General features: G+C 68.1%; 20 protein-coding genes. 5 read left to right on the forward strand and 15 right to left on the reverse strand.

All coding sequences use genetic code 11. The annotated features are described in order from the left end of the window. Window positions 1-2: 2 nt before the first annotated feature. Window positions 3-1493, forward strand: coding sequence for a sodium/proline symporter PutP (gene putP / locus ACK4K7_RS06025; RefSeq protein ID WP_431864356.1), 1491 nt, complete (start codon window positions 3-5; stop codon window positions 1491-1493). A gap of 44 nt (window positions 1494-1537) precedes the next feature. Next, a complete protein-coding gene (locus tag ACK4K7_RS06030; RefSeq protein ID WP_431864358.1) occupies window positions 1538-2263 on the forward strand; it encodes an NYN domain-containing protein in 726 nt (241 codons plus the stop codon). 12 nt (window positions 2264-2275) lie between these two features. Here the strand turns inward: ACK4K7_RS06030 and ACK4K7_RS06035 are convergent, their stop codons facing one another. Together ACK4K7_RS06035 and ACK4K7_RS06040 are read right to left on the reverse strand one after the other, a co-directional pair. Continuing rightward, entirely contained in the window at window positions 2276-3868 is a 1593-nt protein-coding gene (locus ACK4K7_RS06035) for a L,D-transpeptidase family protein (protein WP_431864360.1), read from the reverse strand. 16 nt (window positions 3869-3884) lie between these two features. Further along, on the reverse strand, window positions 3885-4247 hold the full coding sequence (locus ACK4K7_RS06040) for a hypothetical protein (RefSeq protein ID WP_431864361.1): 363 nt from the start codon (window positions 4245-4247) through the stop codon (window positions 3885-3887). A 269-nt stretch (window positions 4248-4516) separates the two neighbouring features. Here ACK4K7_RS06040 and ACK4K7_RS06045 point away from each other — a divergent pair, with 269 nt between their 5' ends. Further along, window positions 4517-6544 carry an elongation factor G gene (locus tag ACK4K7_RS06045; protein ID WP_431864363.1) on the forward strand — a complete coding sequence of 676 codons (2028 nt, stop codon included), beginning with the start codon at window positions 4517-4519 and terminating at the stop codon, window positions 6542-6544. Between the two features lie 50 nt (window positions 6545-6594). Here the strand turns inward: ACK4K7_RS06045 and fabZ are convergent, their stop codons facing one another. The 13 genes from fabZ to ACK4K7_RS06110 form a co-directional block, all read right to left on the reverse strand. Beyond that, window positions 6595-7083, reverse strand: coding sequence for a 3-hydroxyacyl-ACP dehydratase FabZ (fabZ, locus tag ACK4K7_RS06050; RefSeq protein ID WP_431864364.1), 489 nt, complete (start codon window positions 7081-7083; stop codon window positions 6595-6597). Continuing rightward, complete coding sequence (locus tag ACK4K7_RS06055; protein WP_431864366.1) at window positions 7083-7712, reverse strand: OmpH family outer membrane protein; 630 nt, start codon at window positions 7710-7712, stop codon at window positions 7083-7085. The genes fabZ and ACK4K7_RS06055 overlap by 1 nt, the downstream gene beginning before the upstream one ends. Next, entirely contained in the window at window positions 7712-10342 is a 2631-nt protein-coding gene (gene bamA, locus ACK4K7_RS06060; protein ID WP_431864368.1) for an outer membrane protein assembly factor BamA, read from the reverse strand. Before bamA ends, ACK4K7_RS06055 begins: the two co-directional genes overlap by 1 nt. 136 nt (window positions 10343-10478) lie before the next feature. Further along, window positions 10479-11612: an RIP metalloprotease RseP gene (gene rseP, locus ACK4K7_RS06065; protein WP_431864369.1), complete on the reverse strand. Its 1134-nt coding sequence runs from the start codon at window positions 11610-11612 to the stop codon at window positions 10479-10481. Continuing rightward, window positions 11609-12775 (reverse strand): 1-deoxy-D-xylulose-5-phosphate reductoisomerase, encoded by a 1167-nt coding sequence (locus ACK4K7_RS06070; RefSeq protein ID WP_431864591.1) that lies wholly within the window; start codon window positions 12773-12775, stop codon window positions 11609-11611. The genes rseP and ACK4K7_RS06070 overlap by 4 nt, the downstream gene beginning before the upstream one ends. Continuing rightward, the gene (locus tag ACK4K7_RS06075) at window positions 12772-13623 is read right to left on the reverse strand and encodes a phosphatidate cytidylyltransferase (RefSeq protein ID WP_431864371.1); all 852 of its coding nucleotides are present in this window, start codon (window positions 13621-13623) and stop codon (window positions 12772-12774) included. Before ACK4K7_RS06075 ends, ACK4K7_RS06070 begins: the two co-directional genes overlap by 4 nt. Continuing rightward, on the reverse strand, window positions 13620-14384 hold the full coding sequence (locus ACK4K7_RS06080; protein ID WP_431864592.1) for an isoprenyl transferase: 765 nt from the start codon (window positions 14382-14384) through the stop codon (window positions 13620-13622). Before ACK4K7_RS06080 ends, ACK4K7_RS06075 begins: the two co-directional genes overlap by 4 nt. Before the next feature lie 26 nt (window positions 14385-14410). Further along, window positions 14411-14968 carry a ribosome recycling factor gene (frr, locus tag ACK4K7_RS06085; protein ID WP_431864373.1) on the reverse strand — a complete coding sequence of 186 codons (558 nt, stop codon included), beginning with the start codon at window positions 14966-14968 and terminating at the stop codon, window positions 14411-14413. Beyond that, window positions 14955-15695: a UMP kinase gene (gene pyrH, locus ACK4K7_RS06090; protein ID WP_431864594.1), complete on the reverse strand. Its 741-nt coding sequence runs from the start codon at window positions 15693-15695 to the stop codon at window positions 14955-14957. The genes frr and pyrH overlap by 14 nt, the downstream gene beginning before the upstream one ends. A 167-nt stretch (window positions 15696-15862) precedes the next feature. After that, window positions 15863-16807, reverse strand: a complete 945-nt coding sequence (tsf, locus tag ACK4K7_RS06095; protein ID WP_431864375.1) for a translation elongation factor Ts — start codon at window positions 16805-16807, stop codon at window positions 15863-15865. Between the two features lie 119 nt (window positions 16808-16926). Further along, on the reverse strand, window positions 16927-17700 hold the full coding sequence (rpsB, locus tag ACK4K7_RS06100; protein WP_431864377.1) for a 30S ribosomal protein S2: 774 nt from the start codon (window positions 17698-17700) through the stop codon (window positions 16927-16929). Window positions 17701-18139: 439 nt separating this feature from the next. Beyond that, a complete protein-coding gene (locus ACK4K7_RS06105) occupies window positions 18140-18967 on the reverse strand; it encodes a CDP-alcohol phosphatidyltransferase family protein (RefSeq protein ID WP_431864379.1) in 828 nt (275 codons plus the stop codon). Next, on the reverse strand, window positions 18964-19701 hold the full coding sequence (locus ACK4K7_RS06110; protein ID WP_431864381.1) for a phosphatidylserine decarboxylase: 738 nt from the start codon (window positions 19699-19701) through the stop codon (window positions 18964-18966). The genes ACK4K7_RS06105 and ACK4K7_RS06110 overlap by 4 nt, the downstream gene beginning before the upstream one ends. Before the next feature lie 125 nt (window positions 19702-19826). Here ACK4K7_RS06110 and ACK4K7_RS06115 point away from each other — a divergent pair, with 125 nt between their 5' ends. Together ACK4K7_RS06115 and ACK4K7_RS06120 are read left to right on the forward strand one after the other, a co-directional pair. Further along, a complete protein-coding gene (locus ACK4K7_RS06115) occupies window positions 19827-21047 on the forward strand; it encodes an NADP-dependent isocitrate dehydrogenase (RefSeq protein ID WP_431864383.1) in 1221 nt (406 codons plus the stop codon). Further along, window positions 21044-22654 carry a GNAT family N-acetyltransferase gene (locus ACK4K7_RS06120; protein ID WP_431864384.1) on the forward strand — a complete coding sequence of 537 codons (1611 nt, stop codon included), beginning with the start codon at window positions 21044-21046 and terminating at the stop codon, window positions 22652-22654. The genes ACK4K7_RS06115 and ACK4K7_RS06120 overlap by 4 nt, the downstream gene beginning before the upstream one ends. Window positions 22655-22672 lie beyond the last annotated feature (18 nt).

The following is a 22672-nucleotide window of genomic DNA, read 5'->3' on the forward strand; positions in this document are numbered from 1 at the left end:
CCATGGCCACGGGAACCCTGATCACGCTCGGCCTCTATTTTCTGGGCATGCTGGCGATCGGCCTGTGGGCCTGGCGTCGCTCGACGGACGATATCGGCGGCTACCTGCTCGGCGGACGCAGCCTGTCCCCGAAGGTCGCGGCGCTGTCGGCCGGCGCGTCGGACATGAGCGGGTGGCTGCTGCTCGGCCTCCCCGGCGCCGCCTTCGTCTCCGGGCTCAGCGCCGGCTGGATCGCCATCGGCCTCTTCATCGGCGCCTTGCTCAACTATCTGATCGTCGCGCCGCGCCTGCGCGTCCACACCGAACGGACCGGCGACGCGATCACCATCCCGGAATATTTCGAAAACCGGTTCGAAGATAACAGCCACGCGCTGCGGGTCATCGCCTCGATCGTCATCATCCTGTTCTTCACCCTCTACACCTCCTCGGGAATGGTGGCAGGCGGCAAGCTGTTCCAGACGGCGTTCGGCGCCGACTACAGCCTCGGCATCTGGCTGACGGCGGGCGTGGTGGTCGCCTACACGTTGTTCGGCGGCTTCCTCGCCGTCAGCGTCACCGATTTCGTGCAGGGCTGTATCATGTTCGTGGCGCTGGTGCTGGTGCCTGTCGTCGCCTGGATGCAACTCGACGGCGCGATCGCGGCGGACATCGCCGCCGTCAATCCGGACGCGCTCGACCTCTTCGCCGGCACGACCGCGATCGGCATCGTGTCGCTGCTCGCTTGGGGCCTCGGCTATTTCGGGCAGCCGCACATCATCGTGCGCTTCATGGCCGTCCGATCGGTCCGCGACATTCCGGCGATGCGCAACATCGGCATGGCCTGGATGGGGATCAGCTTGCTGGGCGCGGTCGCGACGGGGTTCGTGGGGCTCGCTTACGTCACCCGCGCCGGCATTCCGCTGGAGGATCCGGAAACGATCTTCATCTTCTTCTCGCAGATCCTGTTCCATCCGCTGATCACCGGCTTCCTGCTCGCCGCCCTGCTCGCCGCGATCATGAGCACCATCTCCTCCCAGCTGCTCGTCTCCTCCTCCTCGCTTACCGAGGATTTCTACCGCATCTTCATCCGCCGCGCGGCATCGCAGCGGGAGCTGGTGACGGTGGGCCGCATCTGCGTCGTCGCGGTCGCGCTCGCCGCCATCGCGCTCGCCTACGATCCCGACAGCAACATCCTCGGCCTCGTCGCCAATGCATGGGCGGGCTTCGGCGCCGCCTTCGGGCCGATCGTCATCCTGTCGCTCACCTGGAAACGGCTTACCCGCAACGGGGCGCTCGCCGGCATGATCGTGGGCGCGGCGACCGTGCTGTTCTGGATCTACGCGCCGGTCCTTGCCGACGGCCAGGCGCTGAGCTCCGTTCTCTACGAAATCGTTCCCGGCTTCCTGCTGTGCGGCCTTGCCGCCGTCCTGGTGAGCCTTGCCGGCCCCGCCCCCTCCCCCGCCATGCTGCGCACGTTTGAGGCGGCCGAGGCGGAGCGGGCCGCCCAAAGCTGACCAGGCGCGCGGAACGACCGGACGGCCGCGAGGGTTCAGCGGCCATGCCCGATACCAACAATCCCGCCCGGGAACCCAATGTCGCTCTGCTGATCGATGCGGACAACGCGTCCCCGGCCGCGCTCGACGCGGTGCTCTCCGTCCTTGCCGAGCTCGGCACCGTCAACATCCGGCGCGCCTACGGCAATTGGGTGAAGCCGGAGCTGAAGGGCTGGACCGAACGCGCGCTGCGCTACGCCCTGGAGCCGCAGCAGCAGTTCGATCTCACCAAGGGCAAGAACGCCACCGACATGAAGATGACGATCGACGCGATGGACCTTCTCTACGGCGGACGCGTCCAGGGCTTCGGCATCATGTCGAGCGACTGCGACTTCATGCCGCTGGTCCTGCGCATCCGGCATGAAGGGATAAAGGTCTACGGCTTCGGCACGTCCCGCGCGGCCGAAGGCTTCCGCCCGGCCTGCACCCGCTTCTTCGACGTCGACGCCCTGATGGGGACCGCGGGCGGCCGCGGCGGCGAGGGCAACGGCAAATCCGCTCCGGACCTCGACGAGGAGGCGCTCACCATCCTCATCGACGCCTACAACGCCGCCCAGCGCGACGAGAACGGCTTCGCGAACCTGTCCGCGCTCGGCCAGTTGGTGAGCAACCGCTCCTCGTTCGACGTGCGCAACTACGGCTTCTCGCGCCTGTCCGAACTGTTCGAGGCGCTTCCCAATTTCTCCGTCGAGAAGCGCAACGACTCGCTGTGGGTCAAACGGATGCGCTGACCGGGCGCCGGTTCAGCGCGCGCCCTCGCTCGGGCCCCCGCCGAGACGGGCGAGCAGCACCCGGTCGCGGTCGTAGACGTCGGAGCGGAAGGCGAGCGCGCCATTCTCCGCCGGCGCCACCGTCAAATAGGTGATGTAGACGGGGACCGGCTCCGGCAGCGGCACGTTCTGCTCCGGCTCGCCGGAGGCGCGGACATTGCGGCCGAACAGCCAGCGGGCGAGCTTGCGGGCATCCTCCACCCGGACGCAGCCGGAGCTCTGCAGCCGGTCGTCCTGGCCGAACAGGTTCCGGTCCGGCGTGTCGTGCAAATAGATGCCGTGCTGGTTGGGCAGCATGAACTTCATGTCGCCCATCGCATTGCCGCGGCCGGGAAGCTGGCGGACCGGCAATTCCTTGCGTCCGCTCGCGACCGCCGCCCAGTCGACGGTGGTCGGATCGACCCGCACCGCATCATCCTCCCAGCTGGAGAAGACCTCGTAGCGCGCGTTGCGCAGATAGGAGAGGCCCTGCGACAGGACGTTGGGGGCGATCCGCCGCTCGACCAGATCGGGCGGAACGTTCCAATAGGGGCTGAAGGTAACGTGGCGGATGAAGGCCGCCATCATCGGGGTCTGGTCGCTCTTCTTGCCGACCACGACCCGCATGGAATCGACCGGCCGGCCGTCCTCGTACAGCCAGAGCCGCGCGGCGGCGGCATCGACCAGCACGTAGCGGCGGCCGAGATCGGAGGGCAACGCGCGCGCCCGCTCGAGATTGGCGCGGATCAGCCGCTCGTGATGCACCTGGCCGCGGTTCAGCGCCGCGATCGTCGCGGCGTCCGCCACCGGCTCGCGCGGCAGGCCGTGCGCCACTTTCCACGCGCGCAGCTTCTGGGCGACGTCGCCGTCGAAGCGATTTCCCGGCGCGAGGCCGAGCCGCTGGCGCAGCAGCCGCACGCGCTCGCCGGTCGCGCCCGACGAAAGGGTCGGGCCGGTGGGCACGCGCACGTCGGGAAGATCGCCCCAGCGCGCGCGCCAGTCGGCATAGGCCGCGCGCAACTCCGCATAATGGCGATTGACGGTGAGCTTGTGGTCGAGAAGCGCGGACAGCGAGGTGGCCGCGCCGAGCGCGTCCAGCAGCTCCTTGCGGGTCGGCTGGCGCGGCTTCAGTTCGCGGTCGACATAGATGACGCCGACATCGGACGGCTTGTGGAGATCGCGGACATAGCTCGCGAAGGCGCGCGACAGCGCCGCCTCGGCGCGGGCCAGCGCCGCCGCATTGCCGTCCCGGGCGTCCTCCACCGCGGCGAGCAGAGCCGCGGCGCGGTAGTCGGCGGGGTCGAGCCCGTCGAGAGCGGCATCCGCGATGTGATGCGCGAGCCGCTCGGCCTCGGGAACGAGAGCGCCGCCGCGCACCCAGACGGGGCGGTGACTGCGCGCGCGGTAGAAGGCGTTGAGATCCCGGTCCGAGCCGGCGGCGGAGCGCAAGGCGGCCGGAACGCCCCCGCCGCCCGATTGGGCGAAGGCGACGCCCTCCATCGGCAATGCCGCGGAGGAAAGGATGGCCGCACCCCAGCCGAGGAAGGCCAAAGCCCGCCGCCGGCCGGTACCGGGATCGTTACGCAACTTCAGTCCTCAGTCGTCAGCCGCGCTCACCGGCGCGGCGGGTCGTGGTGGCAGGGGTGGTGCCCCAGGTGCCCTGGGTCGTGCCCGTGGCGCCGGTGGTGCCCGTCGTGCCCCAGCCCTGCTGCTGTTGCTGCTGCTCGGTCACGGTGCCGCCCTGGCCGCCGACATTGGCGGCAACCGCGCCGGCCGCCGCGCCGACACCCGCGCCGATCGCGGCACCCGTCACGACGTCGCCGCCGCCCAGAGCGCCGGCAGCCGCGCCGACACCCGCGCCGATCGCCGCGCCGGTGCCTGCACTGCGGAGCGTCCGGTCATTGGTGGTGCAGCCGCCAACCGCGACGGCGCCGCTGAGGAGGAGGCCGATCATTACCCTTTTCATCACGTAATCTCCCTATCGATGGTGCGCACCCGGCCTGCCGCAGCCGAAGGGGGAAGGCCGCGCATATCAACAGCTTGGGTCGCGAGGGGCAAACGACAACGGGGGCGGAATGTTCCGGACGAACAACCCTTGGATTTGAGGGGTTCCGCATTAATGCGCGCGAACCCCTTGCCTTCCCACGAGAACGGGAGGAAACTGCGTGTTTTCCAACGACGCGGCAGCCGCGTCTCCCCACGCGGATCCGCCGCAGCGGACCATAGGAGACGCGCATGCCCGGCAGATCGGTTGGCACCAGAACGATCGCGCTCACGGGGCCTGGCGGGGCCGGCAAGACCAGCCTCGCCGAGGCCCTTCTCTTTGCGGCCGGCGCCGTCACGCGGCAGGGCTCGGTGGCGGATGGCACCAGCGTCGGCGACGCCAGCCCCGAAGCCCGCGCGCGCGGCGGCTCGACCGAGCTCAACCTGCTCCATTTCAGCTTCATGGACGATCGCTTCGCGCTGATCGACTGCCCCGGATCGGTGGGCTTCGCCGCCGACGGCGCGCTCGGCATCGCAGCCGCCGATCTCGCGATCGTGGTCGTCGATCCCGACCCCGACCGGGCGCTGCTCGCCGAACCGACGCTTCGCATGCTCGACCGGCTCGGCGTGCCGCACATGATCTTCGTCAACAAGATCGATCAGGCGCGCGGCTCGATCCGCGACCTGCTCGAGGCGCTGCAGCCGATGAGCGGCGCGCCCCTGCTCGCGCGCCAGATCCCGATCCGCGAGGGCGAGAAGATCACCGGCTTTATCGATCTCGCGCTGGAGCGGGCCTATCACTACCGCCCCGGCAAGCCTTCCGAGCAGACCGACATCCCCGGCGACATGAAGGAGCGGGAAGCGGCGGAGCGCTTCCACCTCCTCGAACAGCTCGCGGACCATGACGACGCGCTGCTCGAGCAATTGCTGATGGATCAGGCGCCCGATCCCAAGACCGTCTATGCCGATCTCAGCCGCGAGACGCGCGAGAATCTGGGCGTCCCCGTCCTGTTCGGTTCCGCGCTGAACGGCTTCGGCGTGCGCCGGCTTCTGAAGGCGCTGCGCCACGACTGCCCCCCGCCCGAGACCGCCGCGGCGCGGCTGGGCGCGCGGGACGGCTGCGCCTTCGTCTTCAAGATCAGCCATGGCGGAACGATGGGCCGCCTCGCTTATGCCCGGCTGTTCGGCGAGGGCCTGAAGGAAGGGGCGGAGCTGGCCAATGCCGATGGCGAGACGATCCGCATCGGCACCCTCTTCTCCGTGCAGGGCGACAAGACGGTGAAAGTCGGCGAGGGCCATGCCGGCGACGTCGTCGCCATCGCCAAGGCCGAGGGCGTGCGGGCCGGCGGCTGGCTGAGCGCGGCCGGAGCGGCGCCGGCCTGCCCGGACGTGCCGCAGGTCGCCGCAAACTACGCGCTCGCCATCACCACGCGCGACCGCAAGGACGACGTGCGGCTGTCGACCGCGCTCCACAAGCTGACCGAGGAGGACGGAGCTCTCAGCTGGGAGCAGGACGAGGTGATGCACGAGACGCGGCTGCGCGGCGTCAACGACGAGCATCTGAAGGTGACGCTGGAGCGGTTGAAGCGGCGCTACGGCGTGGCGGTCGATTCGCGCCAGCCGGCGATCGGTTACAAGGAATCGATCCGCCGCAGCGTCACCCAGCGCGGGCGCCACAAGAAGCAGTCGGGCGGCCATGGCCAGTTCGGCGACGTGGTGATCGAGCTGCGCCCCCTCCCCCGCGGCGTGGGCTTCGCCTTCGACGAGCGGATTTCGGGCGGCGTGGTGCCCAAGCAATGGTTCCCTGCGGTCGAGCAAGGCGTGATGGATGCGATGCAGAAGGGGCCGCTCGGTTTCCCGGTGGTGGACGTGGCGGTGACGCTGACCGACGGTTCCTATCACAGCGTCGACAGTTCGGAGATCGCCTTCCGCACCGCCGGCCGGATCGCGATGGCCGAAGCGCTCGCCGCCGCGTCGCCGCATCTGCTGGAGCCGGTGCTGAAGGTGGTGGTGACCTGCCCGGGCAACGCCTCCTCGCGCGCCACGTCGGCGATCGCCAGCCGGCGCGGCCAGATGCTCGGCATGGCGCCGCGCGAAGGCTGGTCGCGCTGGGACCGGATCGAGGCGCTGATACCCGAGGCGGAGATGCAGGGCTTCGACGCCGAACTGCGCTCGCTGTCGCAGGGCCTCGCCACCTATGAAGCGGAGTTCGACCACCTCGCCGAACTGAACGGCAAGCTCGCCGACGAAGTGGTGCAGCGGGAACTCGAACCCGCCTGACGGCGGCCCGGTCGCTCCGCCTCAGTGAGACGCCAGAAGCGAAAGTGGTCTCAGGCCGAGGGCGGGTCCGCGATCATGGCGGTGAAATTGGCTTCGGCCGCGACCTTGTCGCCGACGAACGCCTTGCCGGCGAACTTGCAGACGCTGGCGCGCTTCTGGACGAACGCGACCTCGAGCCGCAGCAGCACGCCGGGCTCGACCGGCGTGCGGAACTTCGCGCCCTCGATCGCCATGAAATAGACGAGCTTGCCGGAGTTCGCGAGGCCAAGCGATTCGACCGCGAGCACGCCCGCCGCCTGGGCCAGCGCCTCGACGATGAGGACGCCCGGCATGATCGGACGGCCGGGAAAGTGGCCGTTGAAGAAATCCTCGTTAATCGTCACCGCCTTGATCGCGGCGATGCGCTCGTCGGGGACCAGCTCCTCGACGCGGTCGACGAGGAGCATGGGATAACGGTGCGGCAGCGCCGCCATCACCCGACCGATGTCGAGCGGCCCCAGGGTCACCGGAGCGGCGGCGCTGCCGTCACCTTCGCTCATCAGCGGCCCTGCGGACGACGCTGCTGCTGGGCGGGCTGCTGCTGCGCCGGCTGCTGGGCGGCCGGCTGCTGCTGTGCGGGCGCGTTGACGTTGACGCTCGGCAGCTGCTGGTTCAGCGCCGCGAGCACCTGATCGGTCACGTCGACGGCCGGGTTGATCGCCAGCGTCGCGCCGCGGTCGACCGCCATATTGGCGCCGCGCTGCTGCATGATCTGGGTTACGATCGGCCAGAGGCGCTGGTTGATCTGCTCCAGGACGAACGCCTGGTTGGCGCGGAACTGCTGCTCGCGGCCGGCGAGCTCGCGCTGGGCGCTTTCCTGCTGGACCTGGAGCGCCTGGGCGCGCTGCTCGAGCTGCGCGTTCGGCTGGCCCTGGGCGGCGCGGGCGGCGTCCTGCAGCGACTGGAGCTCGGCCTGGATCGGCTGACCCAGCTGCTGCGCGCGCTGCTGGATCTGCTGCAGCTGGCCCTGAAGCTGCTGCTGCGCGCCGCGGCAGGCGGTGCACTCCTGATAGATCCGGTCGGTGTCGACGACGGCGATGACGGCGCCCGGAATTTGCTGCGCGGACGCGGCAGCAGGCAGGGCAATGGCAAGCGCGGCCGCGGCCGAGCCGAAAGCGAATTTCTTCATTAGAATGCGGTTCCTACGTTGAACGTGAAGAGCTTGGTGTCGTCACCCTCGGCACTGATAAGCGCTTTAGCTATATCGATCCTGAACGGGCCGAAGGGCGAGTTCCAGTTGATGCCGAAGCCGACCGAAACGCGCGGCTTCGGCGTGTCGCCGACGAAGCGTTCGCGGAAGGGCGGGATGTTGTTGGCGATCAGCGTCGTGCCGGTCGGGCAGGACGCCTCGGTCGCCGGAAGAGCCGTCACCGCCGAATTGGCGCCGAGGCACTGGCGCAGGCCGTCGGCGTTGAGGATCGGACGCACCAGCTCCGGGCTGCCCGGCGGCAGATCGAGCGTGGCCGGACGCCGCACGCCGAACAAGGCGCCCACGTCCAAGAAGACGGAGGGACGAACGCCCAAGTCGCGCGCGCCGGAGCCGAGCGGGATTTCGAGTTCCGCGCGGCCCAGATAATAAGCCCGGCCGCCGAGCGCATCGTCGATGATCTGGTTGCGATCCTCGCTGAGACGCACGTTGGTGAAGCTTCCATCCGGCGCGGTGTCGAACAGATAGGGCACGCGCTGGATGCGGGGGCCGACGCCGCGGATGTCGAAGCCGCGGATCTGCGGTTCGCCGAGGAAGAAGCGGTCGATGAGGCGCACCGGGTCCTGATCCGGCGCGGGCGCGGTCTCGAAGCTGTGGATGTAGCCGCCTTCCAGGCTCAGCGAGAAGACGAAGCCCCGGCCCACGCCCCAGAATTTGGAGCCGTTGGCGCGGGTGCGCAGATAGCGGACGTCGCCGCCGATGCCGGCGAAATCCTGGCTGAACACCGCGCGCTCGCCCGCCGTCGGGCGGAGGCGGTTGTTGAGCGTGTCGTACACGAGCGAGTAGCCCGCCGACGAATTCACCCGGTTGCCGATCGCCTGGCAGAGATAGCGGCCGGCGACCAGCGGATCGCAGACCAGCTGGCCGGTCGCCGGATCGCGGGTGAAGAACACGTCTTGGGCGAGCCGCACCTGATCGTAGTTGAGGCCGTAGCGGAGCGCGACGGTGAGATGTTCGGTCAGCGGAACGCCGGCGCGGATTTGACCGCCGGTCGTGATCTGCTGGAACGTCGTGCGGCGCCGCGTTTCCAGGAAGTTGAAGCTGTTGATGTCGCGCCGATAGACGTCGCCGCCGAGCGCGATGTTGCGGCCGAACAGATAGGGCTCGGTGAAGCCGAGCTCGACCGATTTGGCATAGCTCGAATAGTTGATGCCGGCGCGCAGCTCCTGGCCCTTGCCCATGAAGTTGCGCTGGCGGATCTGCGCGTTGACCAGGAAGCGCTCGAGGCTCGAAAAGCCGGCCGACAGCTGCAGCTCGCCGGTCGACCGCTCTTCAAGCTCGACGGCCAGCACGACGCGATCGGGCGCGGAGCCCGGCTGCTGCTGGATTTCCAGATTGTCCTGGAAGAAGCCGAGCGACTGGATGCGGTCGCGCGAGCGGCGCACGCGGACGGCGTTGAACGGATCACCTTCCGCGAGGCGGAACTCGCGACGGATCACATTGTCGCGGGTGTTGGTGTTGCCGGTGATGTCGATCCGCTCGACATAGACGCGCGGCGCCTCCGCGATGCGGAAGCTGACGTCCATGGTCAGCGTCTCGCGGTTGCGGTTGAACTGCGGGCGGACGTCGGCGAAGGCATATCCGAGCAGGCCGGCCGTCTCGCTGAGCGAGGTGACCGTGTCCTCGACCTGACGGGCATTGTACCACTGGCCGGACCGCATCGGCAGCGCCGCCTGCAGATCCTCGCCGCGGAAATCGCGCAGCGCGCTCTCCACGCCGACCTCGCCGAAGCGGTAGCGCTCGCCCTCCTCGATCACATAGGTGATGATGAAGTCGCGCCGGTCGGGCGTCAGTTCGGCGACCGCGGAGACGACGCGGAAATCGGCATAGCCCTGGGTCAGATAGAATTGCCGCAGCTTCTGCTGGTCGAAGGCCAGACGATCGGGATCGTAGCTGTCGGCAGAGCTGAAGAAGCGGTAGAAGCGCGCCTGGCGCGTCGCCATTTCGGAGCGCAGCTGCGCGTCGGAAAAGCGTTCGTTGCCGATGATGTTGATCTGCCGGACGCGCGAGCGCGGCCCTTCCTCGATCTCGAACACCACGTCGACGCGGTTCTGGTCGAGCTGGACGATCTTGGGTTCGACCTGCGCGGCGAAGCGGCCCTGGCGGCGGTAGAGCTCGACGATGCGCGCGACGTCGGCGCGGGCGCGGGAACGGGTGAAGATCTGACGCGGCGAAAGGCGGATTTCGGGCAGGATCTTGTCGTCCTTGATCCGCCGGTTGCCTTCCAGGACGATGCGGTTGATGACTGGATTCTCGCGCACCTGCACGACGATGTTGCCGGTGTCGGCGCCGGCGATCGCCACGTCGGCGAACAATTCGGTCGCGAACAGGTCGCGCAGCACCTGATCGAGCCGCTCCTGGTCGTAAGGCTCGCCGACGCGCAGACCCATATAGGACAGGACCGTCTCGGTCTCGATCCGCTGATTGCCGGCGATCGAAATGGACTGCACCGTACCGGTGCCGACGCCGGGCTGCGCCGGCGCGACGGGAGCGGTCGCAGGCGCCTGGGCGGGCTGCTGTGCATAGGCCGGAGCGGCAAGGCCGCTCAGCATGGTACCGACGAGAAGGGCCGAGCAAAGCCGCCGGTTTCTCAGAATTGCTGTGTTCGCTGTCACGCGTCCCCGCCTTTGACTCGACCGTCGACGACGGCCAGATTGCCCTGTTGTGTGCTGCCCTGCCCCAAGAGCTTCAGCCGATCAACCCGCCAAGCCTGCTGAACACGCCGAATGACAGAAGATCGTTGATGGTGACGAAGATCATCAGTGCCAGAAGCGCCGCCAGCCCGGTCCTGAACGCCCATTCCTGGGTTTCCGGCTTCAGAGGTTTGCGCCTCACTCCCTCGATTGCGTAGAACAGCAGGTGCCCCCCGTCGAGCAGCGGGATTGGCAACAGGTTGATGAATCCCAGATTAATTGAGATGAGGCTCATGAAGAGCACGAAGTCGAGCCAGCCGAGACTCGCCTGCTGGCCCGAAAATTGCGCGATCTTGAGCGGACCGCCCATTTCCTTGACCGAGCGCGAGCCGGTGATCACCTGGCCGAGCGTCACCACCATCATCCGCACCGTGTCGACGGTCTGACCGATCGCCGCGCCGAACACCTGATGCGGCGGCAGCCGTACCGTCTCGCGGCCGCTCGAAGCGAAGCCGATCCTCCCGACCCGCGCCTCGTTGCCGAATTCGTCGCGGTGGATTTCGGCGCGCGGCGCCGCCTGAAGTTCGATCGCCTGGCCCTCGCGCTCGATCTCGAAGCGCATCTCCTGCGCCGGGCGGATCGCCACATAGGAGACGATGTCCTCGAAGCGGGTGATGCGACGGCCGTCGATCTCGACGATGCGGTCGCCCGGCTTAAAGCCCGCGGCTTCGGCGACGCTGTCCGGCGCAATCCCGCCGATCACCGGCGCGCTGCGCGGCTGGCCGTAGCTGGCGAACAGCGCCATGTAGACGAGGATCGCGAACAGGAAGTTCACCGCCGGGCCGGCGAAGACGATGATGAAGCGCTGCCACACTTTCTTGGCCTGGAACGTCTCGTTCCGCTCGGCCGCCGGCATGGCGAGCCATTCGGGGCTCGGCTGCGAAGCCGGGTTCATGTCGCCCTTGAACTTCACATAGCCGCCGAGCGGCAGCCAGCCGACCTTCCAGCGGGTGCCGCGCCGATCGGTCCATCCGAACAGCTCCCGACCGAATCCGATCGAGAAGGTCTCGGCCTTCACGCCGAACCAGCGGCCGGCGAAATAATGGCCGAGCTCGTGGATGAAGATGAGCGGCCCGATCACCAGCAGGAAGGCGAGGACCGTGAAGAGGAAGCCGGGATTGCTCGTCAATTCGTGAACTTTCCTGTGATCCCGGCGGCGATTCCCCGCGCCTGCCGGTCGATCTCCAGCACCTCGTCGATGGAGGCGGGTGCCGGCGGATCATAGCGCGCCAGCGTCTCGCTGGCCACTGCGGCTATATCGAGGAAACCGATCCGGCTTTCAAGAAAGGATGCGACCGCTATCTCATTGGCGGCATTGAGGATCGCGGGCTTCGCGCCGCCCTCGCGCAGCGCCGCCTTGGCGAGGCCCAGCGCGGGGAAGCGCTCCAGGTCCGGCTCCTCGAACGAAAGCAGGCCGGTCTTGACGAGATCGAGCCGCTCGCACGGCGTTTCCATCCGCTCCGGCCAGGCCAGCGTATAGGCGATCGGAATGCGCATGTCGGGCGCGCCGAGCTGGGCAAGGACGGACCCGTCGACATATTCGACCAGGCTGTGGATCACCGATTGGGGATGGACCACCACCTCGAACGCCTCGGCGGGAAGCGGGAACAGGTGGAAAGCCTCGATCAGTTCCAGCCCCTTGTTCATGAGCGTCGCCGAATCGACCGAGATTTTGGCGCCCATCGACCAGTTGGGATGCGCCACCGCCTCGGCCGGCGTGACGCTTCGCATCGCATCGAGCCCGCAGGTGCGGAACGGGCCGCCGCTGGCGGTCAGGATGATGCGGCGAACGCTTTCCGGACGGGCATGGTCGAAGCATTGGAAGATGGCGTTGTGCTCGCTGTCCACCGGCAGCAGGGTCGCGCCCTCAGCCCTGGCCGCCGCCGTCATGACGTCGCCGGCCGACACCAGGGCTTCCTTGTTCGCGAGCGCCACTGTGCCGCCGCCTTCCAGGGCGCGCATCACCGGCTTCAGCCCCGCCGTCCCGACGATCGCCGCCATCGTCCAGTCGGCGCCGGCGCCCGCCGCCTCCACCACCGCCTGATCGCCCGCCGCCGCCTCGATGCCGGAGCCGGACAGCGCATTTTTGAGGTCGTCGTACAGCGCCGGATCGGCGATCACGGCGGTACGGGGGCGCAGCCGCCGGGCGAGTTCCGCGAGACCCGCGACATCACGGCCGGCGGTGAGCGCGGCGACCTCGAAGGCGTCGCGCTGCCGCCCGATCAGGTCCAGCGTCGATCGCCCGACCGAACCGGTCGCCCCGAGGATGGTGACGCTGCGCACGTGGTTCAGCCGACCCATAGCCCCGCCATCGGGATCGCCAGCGTCAGCAGCGCCACCGGCAGCAGGCCGTCGACGCGGTCCAGCACGCCGCCATGGCCGGGGAGGAGTCCGCCGCTGTCCTTGACCCCGGCGCGGCGCTTCACGGCGCTTTCATAAAGGTCGCCGAGCTGCGCCACGAGCCCCATTACCGCGCCGAGCCAAAGGAAAGGCGCGCCGAGATCGAAGAAGCCGGCGGCGACCCAGCCGAGCAGGCCTGCACCGATCATGCCGCCGATCAGGCCCGCCCAGGTCTTGTTCGGGCTGATCCTGGGCGCGAGCTTCGGCCCGCCGATCGCCCGCCCCGCGAAATAGGCGAAGATGTCGGTCGACCAGGTGACGATCATCGCCCAGAAAACGAGGCCGAACCACGCCCAGCTGAGCACCGCGAGCGCGAAGGCCGGCAAGCCGATATAGAGAATCGCCCAGGCCATGGTGAGCCGGCGGCTGACCAAGCCGAGGATCGCGGCGGCGACCGCCACCGCCAGGAATCCGATCCAGGCGGGATCGAAGCTCGATTGCTCCAGCGCGATCATGGTCGCGCCGTCGCCCACGACGATCTCGTCGACCTGGCCCGCGGGGAACAGATATTCGGTCGCGCCCAGCAACACCGCCGCCAGCAGCGCCGTGCCGACCCAGGCCCAGATGCGGGGCACGCGGTGCATGCCCGCCCATTCGAACAGCATCACCGCCGCGCCCGCGAGCAGCAGCAGGCGAAACGGCCAGCCGCCCATCCAGATGGCGAGGCTCGCGACCGCGATCATTGCCACTCCGGCGGCGAAGCGGGTCGGCAGATCCGAGGAGGCGGGCACCGCCGTCACAGGCCGCCGTAGCGCCGCTCGCGGGCGGCGAACTCGGCGAGAGCGGCGTGCAGCGCGTCGCCGTCGAAATCGGGCCAGAGCGTGTCGACGAACAGCAACTCGGCATAGGCCGCCTGCCACAGGAGGAAGTTGGACAGCCGGCATTCGCCCGAGGTGCGGATGAGAAGATCCAGCGGCGGAAGATCGGCGGTGTCGAGCGCGGCCTCGATCCGCGCCTCGTCGATCTCCTCGGCCGCCAGACGGCCTTCGGCGGCGGCGGCGGCGAAGCCCTGCACCGCCTTCACCAGTTCGTTGCGCGCGCCGTAGTTGAGAGCGACCGCCAGCGTCATGCGCGTGTTGCCGGCCGTCTTCGCCGTCGCCCGGTCGATCATCGCGACGACGTCCGGTTTGAACGCGGTATGGTCGCCGATGATCCGCAGCCTTATGCCTTCCTTGTGCAGCGCGTCCAGCTCATGCTGGATGTAGAAGCGCAGCAGGCCCATCAGATCGTTGATCTCGGTCTCCGGCCGCCGCCAATTCTCGGACGAGAAAGCGTAGAGGGTCAGGCATTCGACCCCGGCCTCGCCGGCGGCGCGCAGCACCTTGCGTGCCGCCTCGGCGCCCTGTTTGTGGCCGGCGGCGCGCGGCAGGCCGCGGGCCTTCGCCCAGCGGCCGTTGCCGTCCATGATGATGGCGACGTGGCGCGGCACGGACTGGTTCGCCGCGACGCCATCGGCGTGGCGCGGCGCGCCGGACGCGCCCGGCCCGGCGCCGGCCGCCACGGGCGCGGCACTGGCCGGGCTGGAGCTCACCGCTGGAGGATTTCCTTGTCCTTGGCGGCGATCAGCTGGTCGATCTCGGCGATGGTCTCGTCGGTCAGCTTCTGGACCTCGGTCTCCAGCCTCTTCTGTTCGTCCTGGCTGATCTCGCCCTTCTTCTCGTCCTGCTTCAGGCTGTCCATGCCGTCGCGGCGCACGTTGCGGACCGCGATCTTGGCCTTCTCGCCATATTGATGGGCGAGCTTCGACAGCTCCTTGCGCCGTTCCTCGGTGAGGTCGGGTATGGGAAGGCGGATGTTCTGCCCGTCGGTGATCGGATTGATGCCGAGACCGGCGGCGCGGATCGCCTTTTCGACCGCGCTGACGTTCGACCGGTCCCACACCTGGACCGACAGCAGTCGCGGCTCGGGCGCCGAGACCGTCGCCACCTGGTTGAGCGGCATGTTGGCGCCGTAGACCGACACCGTGATCGGATCGAGCAAGGCGGTCGAGGCGCGGCCGGTGCGCAGGCCGCCCAGATCGTGCTTCAGCGCCTCGGTCGCGCCCTGCATTCGGCGCTGGATATCCGACTTGTCATAGGCCGGCATCTTGTCCTCCCTCGTTCTGGACGATCGTGGCGGTGCCCTGCCCGCTCAGCACTCGGGCAAGATTGCCCTGCTCGCGGATGTTGAACACGACGATCGGAATGGAATTGTCTCGGCAGAGCGCCACCGCGCTGGCGTCCATGACCTTGAGGTCCTCGGCGAGTACGCGGTTGAAGCTCAAAGTGTCGTAGCGGCGCGCGTGCGCCACCTTCTTCGGATCGGCATCGTAGACGCCGTCGACGCTGGTGCCCTTGAACAGGGCGTCGCAGCCCATCTCGGCCGCGCGCAAAGCGGCGGCGGTGTCGGTGGTGAAGAAGGGATTGCCGGTACCGGCGGCGAAGATCACCACCCTTCCCTTCTCCATGTGCCGGGCCGCGCGGCGGCGGATGAAAGGCTCGGACACGGTCGCCATCGGAATGGCCGACTGGACCCGCGTGTCGACGCCGATCTTTTCAAGCGCGTTCTGCATGGCGAGCGCGTTCATCACCGTGGCGAGCATGCCCATGTAATCGGCGCTCGCCCGGTCGAAGCCCTTGGCGGCGCCGGCCAGGCCGCGGAAGATGTTGCCGCCGCCCACCACCAGGCACAGCTCGTGGCCGGCCTCGCGCGCTTCCTTGATCTCGCCGGCGAGGCGGGCGGTGGTTTCCGGATCGATCCCGAACTGCCCGTCCCCCATCAACGCTTCGCCGGACAGTTTGAGGAGTATCCGGTTGAAACGCGGGCGCGGCATAAGGCGGGTCGATCCGATCTCGGTCTGGGTGGAAAGGTGGCGCACCTTAGTCAGGCGGCGCGCCGGTGCCAAGCCTAAAGCCCCCGCAGTTCAGACCCCTGCGGGACCGGGGCGAGACGGGCCGGGCGGCGGCCGATCGGAGCCGGCCGCCGCCCGAACGCCGTCGATCAGTTCACCTCTTCGGGCTTCTTGACGCCCGAGGCGGCGGCGACTTCGGCGGCGAAGTCGCTTTCCTTCTTCTCGATGCCCTCGCCGAGCTGGAAACGGACATAGGCGTTGAGCGAGATGTCCGCGCCGGCGTCCTTGGCGGCCGCCTTCACCACGTCCTCGATCTTCGTCTTGTTGTCCATGACGAACAGCTGGCTCATCAGCGCGTTTTCCTTGCGGAACTTGGCGATGGCGCCGTCGACCATCTTGGCGACGATGTCGGCCGGCTTGCCGCTCTCGCTCGCCTTCTCGCTCGCGATCGCGCGCTCGCGCTCGATGGTGGCCGGATCCAGTTCATCGCCGGTCAGCGCCTGCGGGTTGGCCGCGGCGATGTGCATGGCGAGCTGCTTGCCGAGCTGCTCGAGCGCGCCCTTGTCGCCGCTGCTCTCCAGCGCGACCAGCACGCCGATCTTGCCGAGCCCGGTGCCGACCGCATTGTGGACGTAGGACACGACGACGCCGTCGTTAACCTGCAGCACGGCCGTGCGCCGGAGCGACTGGTTCTCGCCGATCGTCGCGATGTTGCCGGTCAGCTTCTCCTCGACGGTGCCGCCGGTCGGCCACTCGGCCGCGAGCAGGTTCTCGACGGTGCCGGCGCCGTTCAGCGCGAGCTCGGCCGCGGTGCGGACGAATTCCTGGAACTGCTCGTTCTTGGCGACGAAGTCGGTTTCGGAATTCACCTCGACGACCGCGCCGCGATTGCCCGCGACGGCGACGCCGACCAGACCCTCGGCCGCGGTGCGGCCCGCCTTCTTGGCGGCGGCGGCGAGACCCTTGGTGCGCAGCCAGTCGATGGCGGCTTCCATGTCGCCATTGGTCTCGTTCAGCGCCTTCTTGCAGTCCATCATGCCGGCGCCGGTACGCTCGCGCAGTTCCTTGACGGTCGCGGCGGTGATCTCAGCCATGTGTCTCTTCCTCTTGATAAGGTTCTCCCCTCCCGCGCGCGGGAGGGGCCGGGGGAGGGCGTGTTCGGAACGGCCCCTCCCCTCAATCCCCTCCCGCAGGCGGGAGGGGAGGATTCAGGTCAGGCCTCGGCGAGCGCGGCTTCGGCCGGCGGCTCGGACATCGCGCCGACGTCCTCGCCGCGGCGGGCGGCGCCGCCCTGCTTGCCGGCGAGCGCCGCGTCGGCGACCGCGTCGCAATAGAGGCGGATGGCGCGGCTCGCATCGTCATTGCCCGGAACCGGGAAAGCGATGCCGTTCGGGCTCGAATTGGAGTCGAGGATCGCGATCACCGGGATGCCGAGGACATTGGCTTCCTTGACGGCGAGCTCTTCCTTGTTGGCGTCGACGATGAAGATGATGTCGGGCAGGCCGCCCATGTCGCGGATGCCGCCGAGCGAAAGCTCGAGCTTGTCGCGCTCGCGGGTGAGCTGCAGCACTTCCTTCTTGGTGAGGCCCGCGGTGTCGCCCGCCAGCTGCTCCTCGAGGCTCTTGAAGCGCTTGATCGAGTTGGAGATCGTCTTCCAGTTGGTGAGCATGCCGCCCAGCCAGCGATGGTTGACGAAATGCTGGTTCGAGCGGCGCGCCGCTTCGGCGATCGGGTCCTGCGCCTGGCGCTTGGTGCCGACGAACAGCACCTTGCCGCCGGCCGCCACGGTCTGGCGGACGAAGTCGAGCGCGCGCGCGAACAGCGGCACGGTCTGCGACAGGTCGATGATGTGGACCCCGTTGCGGTCGCCGAAGATGTACGGCTTCATCTTCGGGTTCCAGCGGTGGGTCTGGTGGCCGAAATGCGCGCCGGCCTCGAGCAATTGCTGCAAAGTGACGCCATTCGACGTCGCGGCGTTGGACGCCATGGTCTTTCTCCTTCCGGTTATACCTCTGCGGGGCCGAGAGACTGGCATGTGCCAGCCACCGGTATGATGGCTCCGCATGTGGAATGCGCGCGCACTTAGAGCGCCTCGGCCGGGAAATCAAGCGCGCGCGGCAACTTGGATCGCGCGGCCCGGCCGGAGCGCTCCTCCGGAGGGGCCTGCCGCGGCCTGAGCTCCGCTCGTCCGCTTGACAACAGAACAGAACATGAACATCATCTGTTTTCAAGCCCGTGGGGGAGCAAAATCGCGGCTCGGCCGTTTTGTGGATAAGTCAGGGGAAAAGCTGTGATGCATCTTCTAGCCGGAATCTTCTTCCTCGCCCTCCTGCTGGGGCTCGCGATGCTCCTCCAGCAGCTGTTCAGGGACAATCTCGTCGAGATCCTCGCCGCACTCCGTTGCGAGGAGCCCCCGCGCCGCCGGGTCAAGGCCGCGGTTCGGGTTCGTCCGTCGGTGCCGCGGACACGGCACGCCGCCGCCTGACCCTGGCGTAGCTCGCCACCGAGAAGGGGATCAGCAGAGCATAAGCGATCGCGAACGCGCTGAGAGTCGGCCAGGGAGCCGAGAAGAGCGCCGCCCCGATGAGCGCGATTGCCACCAGCGCGCCCAGCCGGACGCTCCGCCGCAGCCGCAGCGACGTCCAGGAGAAGGTGGCGATGCTGGAGATCATCAGAAAGGCAACCACGCCGAGCCACGGCGCGACCAGCATCGGATGGCGGAAGATCTCCGCGTCGAACGCCAGCCACAAATAAAGCGGAAGCAGGGCGAGCCCCGCTCCGGCCGGCGCCGGAACGCCCGTCAGGAAGCCGGCCGATTTGTGCGGCTGATCCTCGACGTCGATATTGGCGTTGAAACGGGCGAGCCGCAGCGCGGCGCACACCGCCAGCGACAGAGCGAACAGCCAGCCGAACTTCACCCAGCCTTCGTAGAGGTCGGACCCGCGCTCCAGCGGCTGCAGCACCCATTGGTAGAGGATGATCGCCGGCGCGACGCCGAAGGCGGTGACGTCGGACAGCGAATCGAGCTCGGCGCCGAAGCGGCTGGCGCCGTGCAGCATGCGGGCGATCCGGCCGTCCAGACCGTCGAGCACCGCCGCGACGATGATCGCGCCCACCGCCCAACGCCATTCCCCGGCGATGGCGAAGCGGATGCCGAACAGGGCCGAACAGAGCGCGAGCGCGGTGACCGCGTTCGGCACCACCGCCCGCAGCGGTATCCCCCGGCGCACCCGCTCGCCCGGGGCGCGGCTCACTGGGCGACGCCCTCGATCATCTCCGAAGTGCCGGTCCGCGCGACGATCGTCTCGCCCGCCACCGTGCGCTGGCCGAGCAGCACCTGGCTGGACGTGCCGGCCGGGAGATAGACGTCGACCCGGCTGCCGAAGCGGATGAGGCCGACGCGCTGGCCGGTCTCGACCCGGTCGCCGGCCTTGACCCAGGGGACGATCCGCCGCGCGACCAAGCCGGCGATCTGGGTGAAGGCGACCTGCGTGCCGTCGTCGCCGCGCACCAGGATGTGCTGGCGCTCGTTATGCTCGCTCGCCTTGTCGAGATCGGCGTTGAGGAACTTGCCGGCGATGTAGACGACCCGGGTGATGGTGCCCGGGATCGGGGTGCGGTTGATGTGGACGTCGAACACGCTCATGAAGATCGACACCCGCACCACCGGATCGGCGGTGAGCCCGTCCTCGCCGATCAGTTCGGGCGGGGGCGGCACGGTGGTGATCATCGTCACCATGCCGTCGGCGGGGGCGATGATCAGCCCCTCCCCTTTCGGCGTCGTGCGGATCGGGTCGCGGAAGAAAGCGGCCACCCAGGCGGTGACGCCGGCGAGGACCCAGCCCATCCAGTCCCAGTCGATCACCCAGAAGAACAGCAGCATGATCGCCGCCGAGATGACGACGAACTTGCGCCCTTCCGGATGCACCGACGGCATCCGGTAGCGGACGTTGGTGGTGACGAGGTCCGGCTTCTTGAGTGAGGTCATGCGCCCGTCTTTAGGCGGAGCGCCGCGGCCTGACAACCGAAAGGCCCCGCGCCGGTTGATCGGCGCGCCGCCACCCCTTACACGGCCCGCCATACCGACCATCCAGGGCAAGGAAGCAGCGCCTCATGGCCAAAATCAAAGTGAAGAATCCGGTCGTCGAACTCGACGGCGACGAGATGACGCGGATCATCTGGCAGTGGATCCGCGAGCGGTTGATCCTGCCCTATCTCGACGTCGACCTCATCTATTTCGACCTCGGCATCGAGAAGCGGGACGAGACCGAGGACCGGATCACGGTCGAGGCGGCCGAGGCGATCAAGAAGCACGGCGTCGGCGTCAAATGCGCCACCATCACCCCCGACGAGCAGCGCGTCGAGGAGTTCGGCCTCAAGAAGATGTGGCGCTCGCCCAACGGCACCATCCGCAACATCCTGGGCGGCGTCGTCTTCCGCGAGCCGATCGTGATCGACAACGTGCCGCGCCTCATCCCCGGCTGGACCGACCCGATCGTGGTCGGCCGCCACGCCTTCGGCGACCAGTACAAGGCGACCGATTTCAAGGTGCCCGGCCCCGGCAAGCTCACCATCCGCTGGGAAGGCGAGAATGGTGAGACGATCGAGCATGAGGTGTTCGATTTCCCCGACGCCGGCGTCGCCATGGGCATGTACAATCTCGACGCCTCGATCCGCGACTTCGCCCGGGCCTGCCTGAACTACGGCCTGGCCCGCGAATGGCCGGTCTACCTGTCGACCAAGAACACCATCCTCAAGGCCTATGACGGCCGCTTCAAGGACATCTTCCAGGAGGTGTTCGACAGCGAGTTCAAGGAGCGGTTCGATGCGCTCGGCATCGAATATCAGCACCGCCTGATCGACGACATGGTCGCCTCGGCGCTGAAGTGGAGCGGCAAGTTCGTCTGGGCCTGCAAGAATTACGACGGCGACGTTCAGTCGGACCAGGTGGCGCAGGGCTTCGGCAGCCTCGGCCTGATGACCTCGATCCTGATGACGCCCGACGGCAAGACGGTGGAAGCGGAGGCCGCGCACGGCACCGTCACCCGCCACTACCGCATGCACCAGCAGGGCAAGGCGACCTCCACCAACCCGATCGCCTCGATCTTCGCCTGGACCGGCGGCCTCAAATATCGCGGCAAGTTCGACGGCACGCCCGAAGTCACCCGCTTCGCCGAGACGCTGGAACGGGTTTGCATCGAAACCGTAGAACAGGGGCAGATGACCAAGGACCTCGCCATCCTGATCGGACCGGACCAGAGCTGGATGACCACGGAGCAGTTCTTCGAGGCGATCCGCGCCAATCTGGAAAAGGCGATGGCGGCCGACGCGTGACGAAATCCACCAGCAAGGCGAAGCTCGAGGTCCGCACCGCCACCCCGGCGGACGTGCCCGGCATCGTCGCGCTGGTGGACCGCGCTTATGACCGCATCTCCGGCTACAGCCGGGGCATGATCCGCGGGCAGATGAACAATTATCCCGAGGGTCAGTTCGTCGCGCTCTACGAGGGCCGCATCGCGGGCTATTGCGCGACGATGCGGCTCGACGAGCGCCTGGCGCTCGCCCCGCACAGCTGGGAGGAGATCACCAACGACGGCTTCGGGTCGCGCCACGATCCGACCGGCGACTGGCTCTACGGCTTCGAAATGTGCGTCGATCCGGAGCTGCGCGGCGTCCGTCTCGGCCAGCGGCTCTACGATGCCCGCAAGGCGCTGGCCGAGCGGCTGGAGCTGAAGGGCATCGTGATCGGCGGCCGCCTGCCCAATTACAGCCGGGTGCGCCGGCGGGTGGACGGGCCCGAGGACTATGTCGCCAAGGCCGTCGAGGGGAAGATCAAGGACCCGATCATCGGCTTCCAGCTGAAGAACGGGTTCGAGCCGATCGGCGTCCTCAAGGACTATCTGCCCGAGGACAAGGCGTCGGGCGGGCATGCCGCCCACCTCGTGTGGCGCAACCCCTATGTCGATCCCAGCGAGCCGGTGAAGTTCCGCGTCCCGCGCGGGGTGGAGAGCGTCCGCCTCGCCACCTGCCAGCTGCAGATGCGGGCGGTGAAGGATTTCGACGAATTCATCGCCAATATCGAATATTTCGTCGACGTGGCGGCGGACTATCGGTCGGACTTCATCGTCTTCCCTGAACTGCTGACGCTCCAGCTGCTCGCCTTCGAGAAGCGCGACCTGACGCCCGCCGAGGCGATCGACCGGCTGACCGCGCACACGCCCAGCATCACCGCCGAGCTGTCGCGGATGGCGCTGCGCTACAACATCAACATCATCGGCGGATCGCACCCGACCCGGACCGACGATGGCGATATCCAGAACGTCGCTTATGTGTGCCTGCGCGACGGATCGGTCCACGCCCAGGAGAAGATTCACCCGACGCCGAACGAGCGCTACTGGTGGAAAATCAGAGGCGGCGACCGGATCGACGCTATCCAGACCGACTGCGGGCCGATCGGCGTCCTCATCTGCTACGATAGCGAATTCCCCGAGCTCGCCCGCCGGCTGGTCGACGAAGGGGCGCGCATCCTGTTCGTCCCCTTCTGCACCGACAACCGCCAGGGCTATCTGCGGGTGCGCTACTGCGCCCAGGCGCGCGCGATCGAGAATCAATGCTTCGTCGTCCTGTCCGGCAATGTCGGCAATCTGCCGAACGTCGAGAATATGGACATCCAATATGCCCAGTCCTGCATCCTGACGCCCTGCGACTTCCCCTTCGCCCGCGACGGCATCGCCGCCGAGGCGAGCGAGAATGTCGAGACGCTGACGATCAGCGACGTCAACCTCGCCGACCTCACCTGGGCGCGCGCCGAAGGGACGGTCCAGAACCTGAACGACCGCCGCTTCGACCTCTACCGCATCGCCTGGAGCGCCCGCGGCCGACGCGCCCGCCCGCTCCCGCATCCGCCCACCACCGGCACCGACACGCCCGGCGGCGGCTGAGGCAAGGGGCCCCTCCCC

This window comes from Allosphingosinicella sp., from assembly GCF_046295735.1.
In the GTDB taxonomy this organism is placed as follows: domain Bacteria; phylum Pseudomonadota; class Alphaproteobacteria; order Sphingomonadales; family Sphingomonadaceae; genus Allosphingosinicella.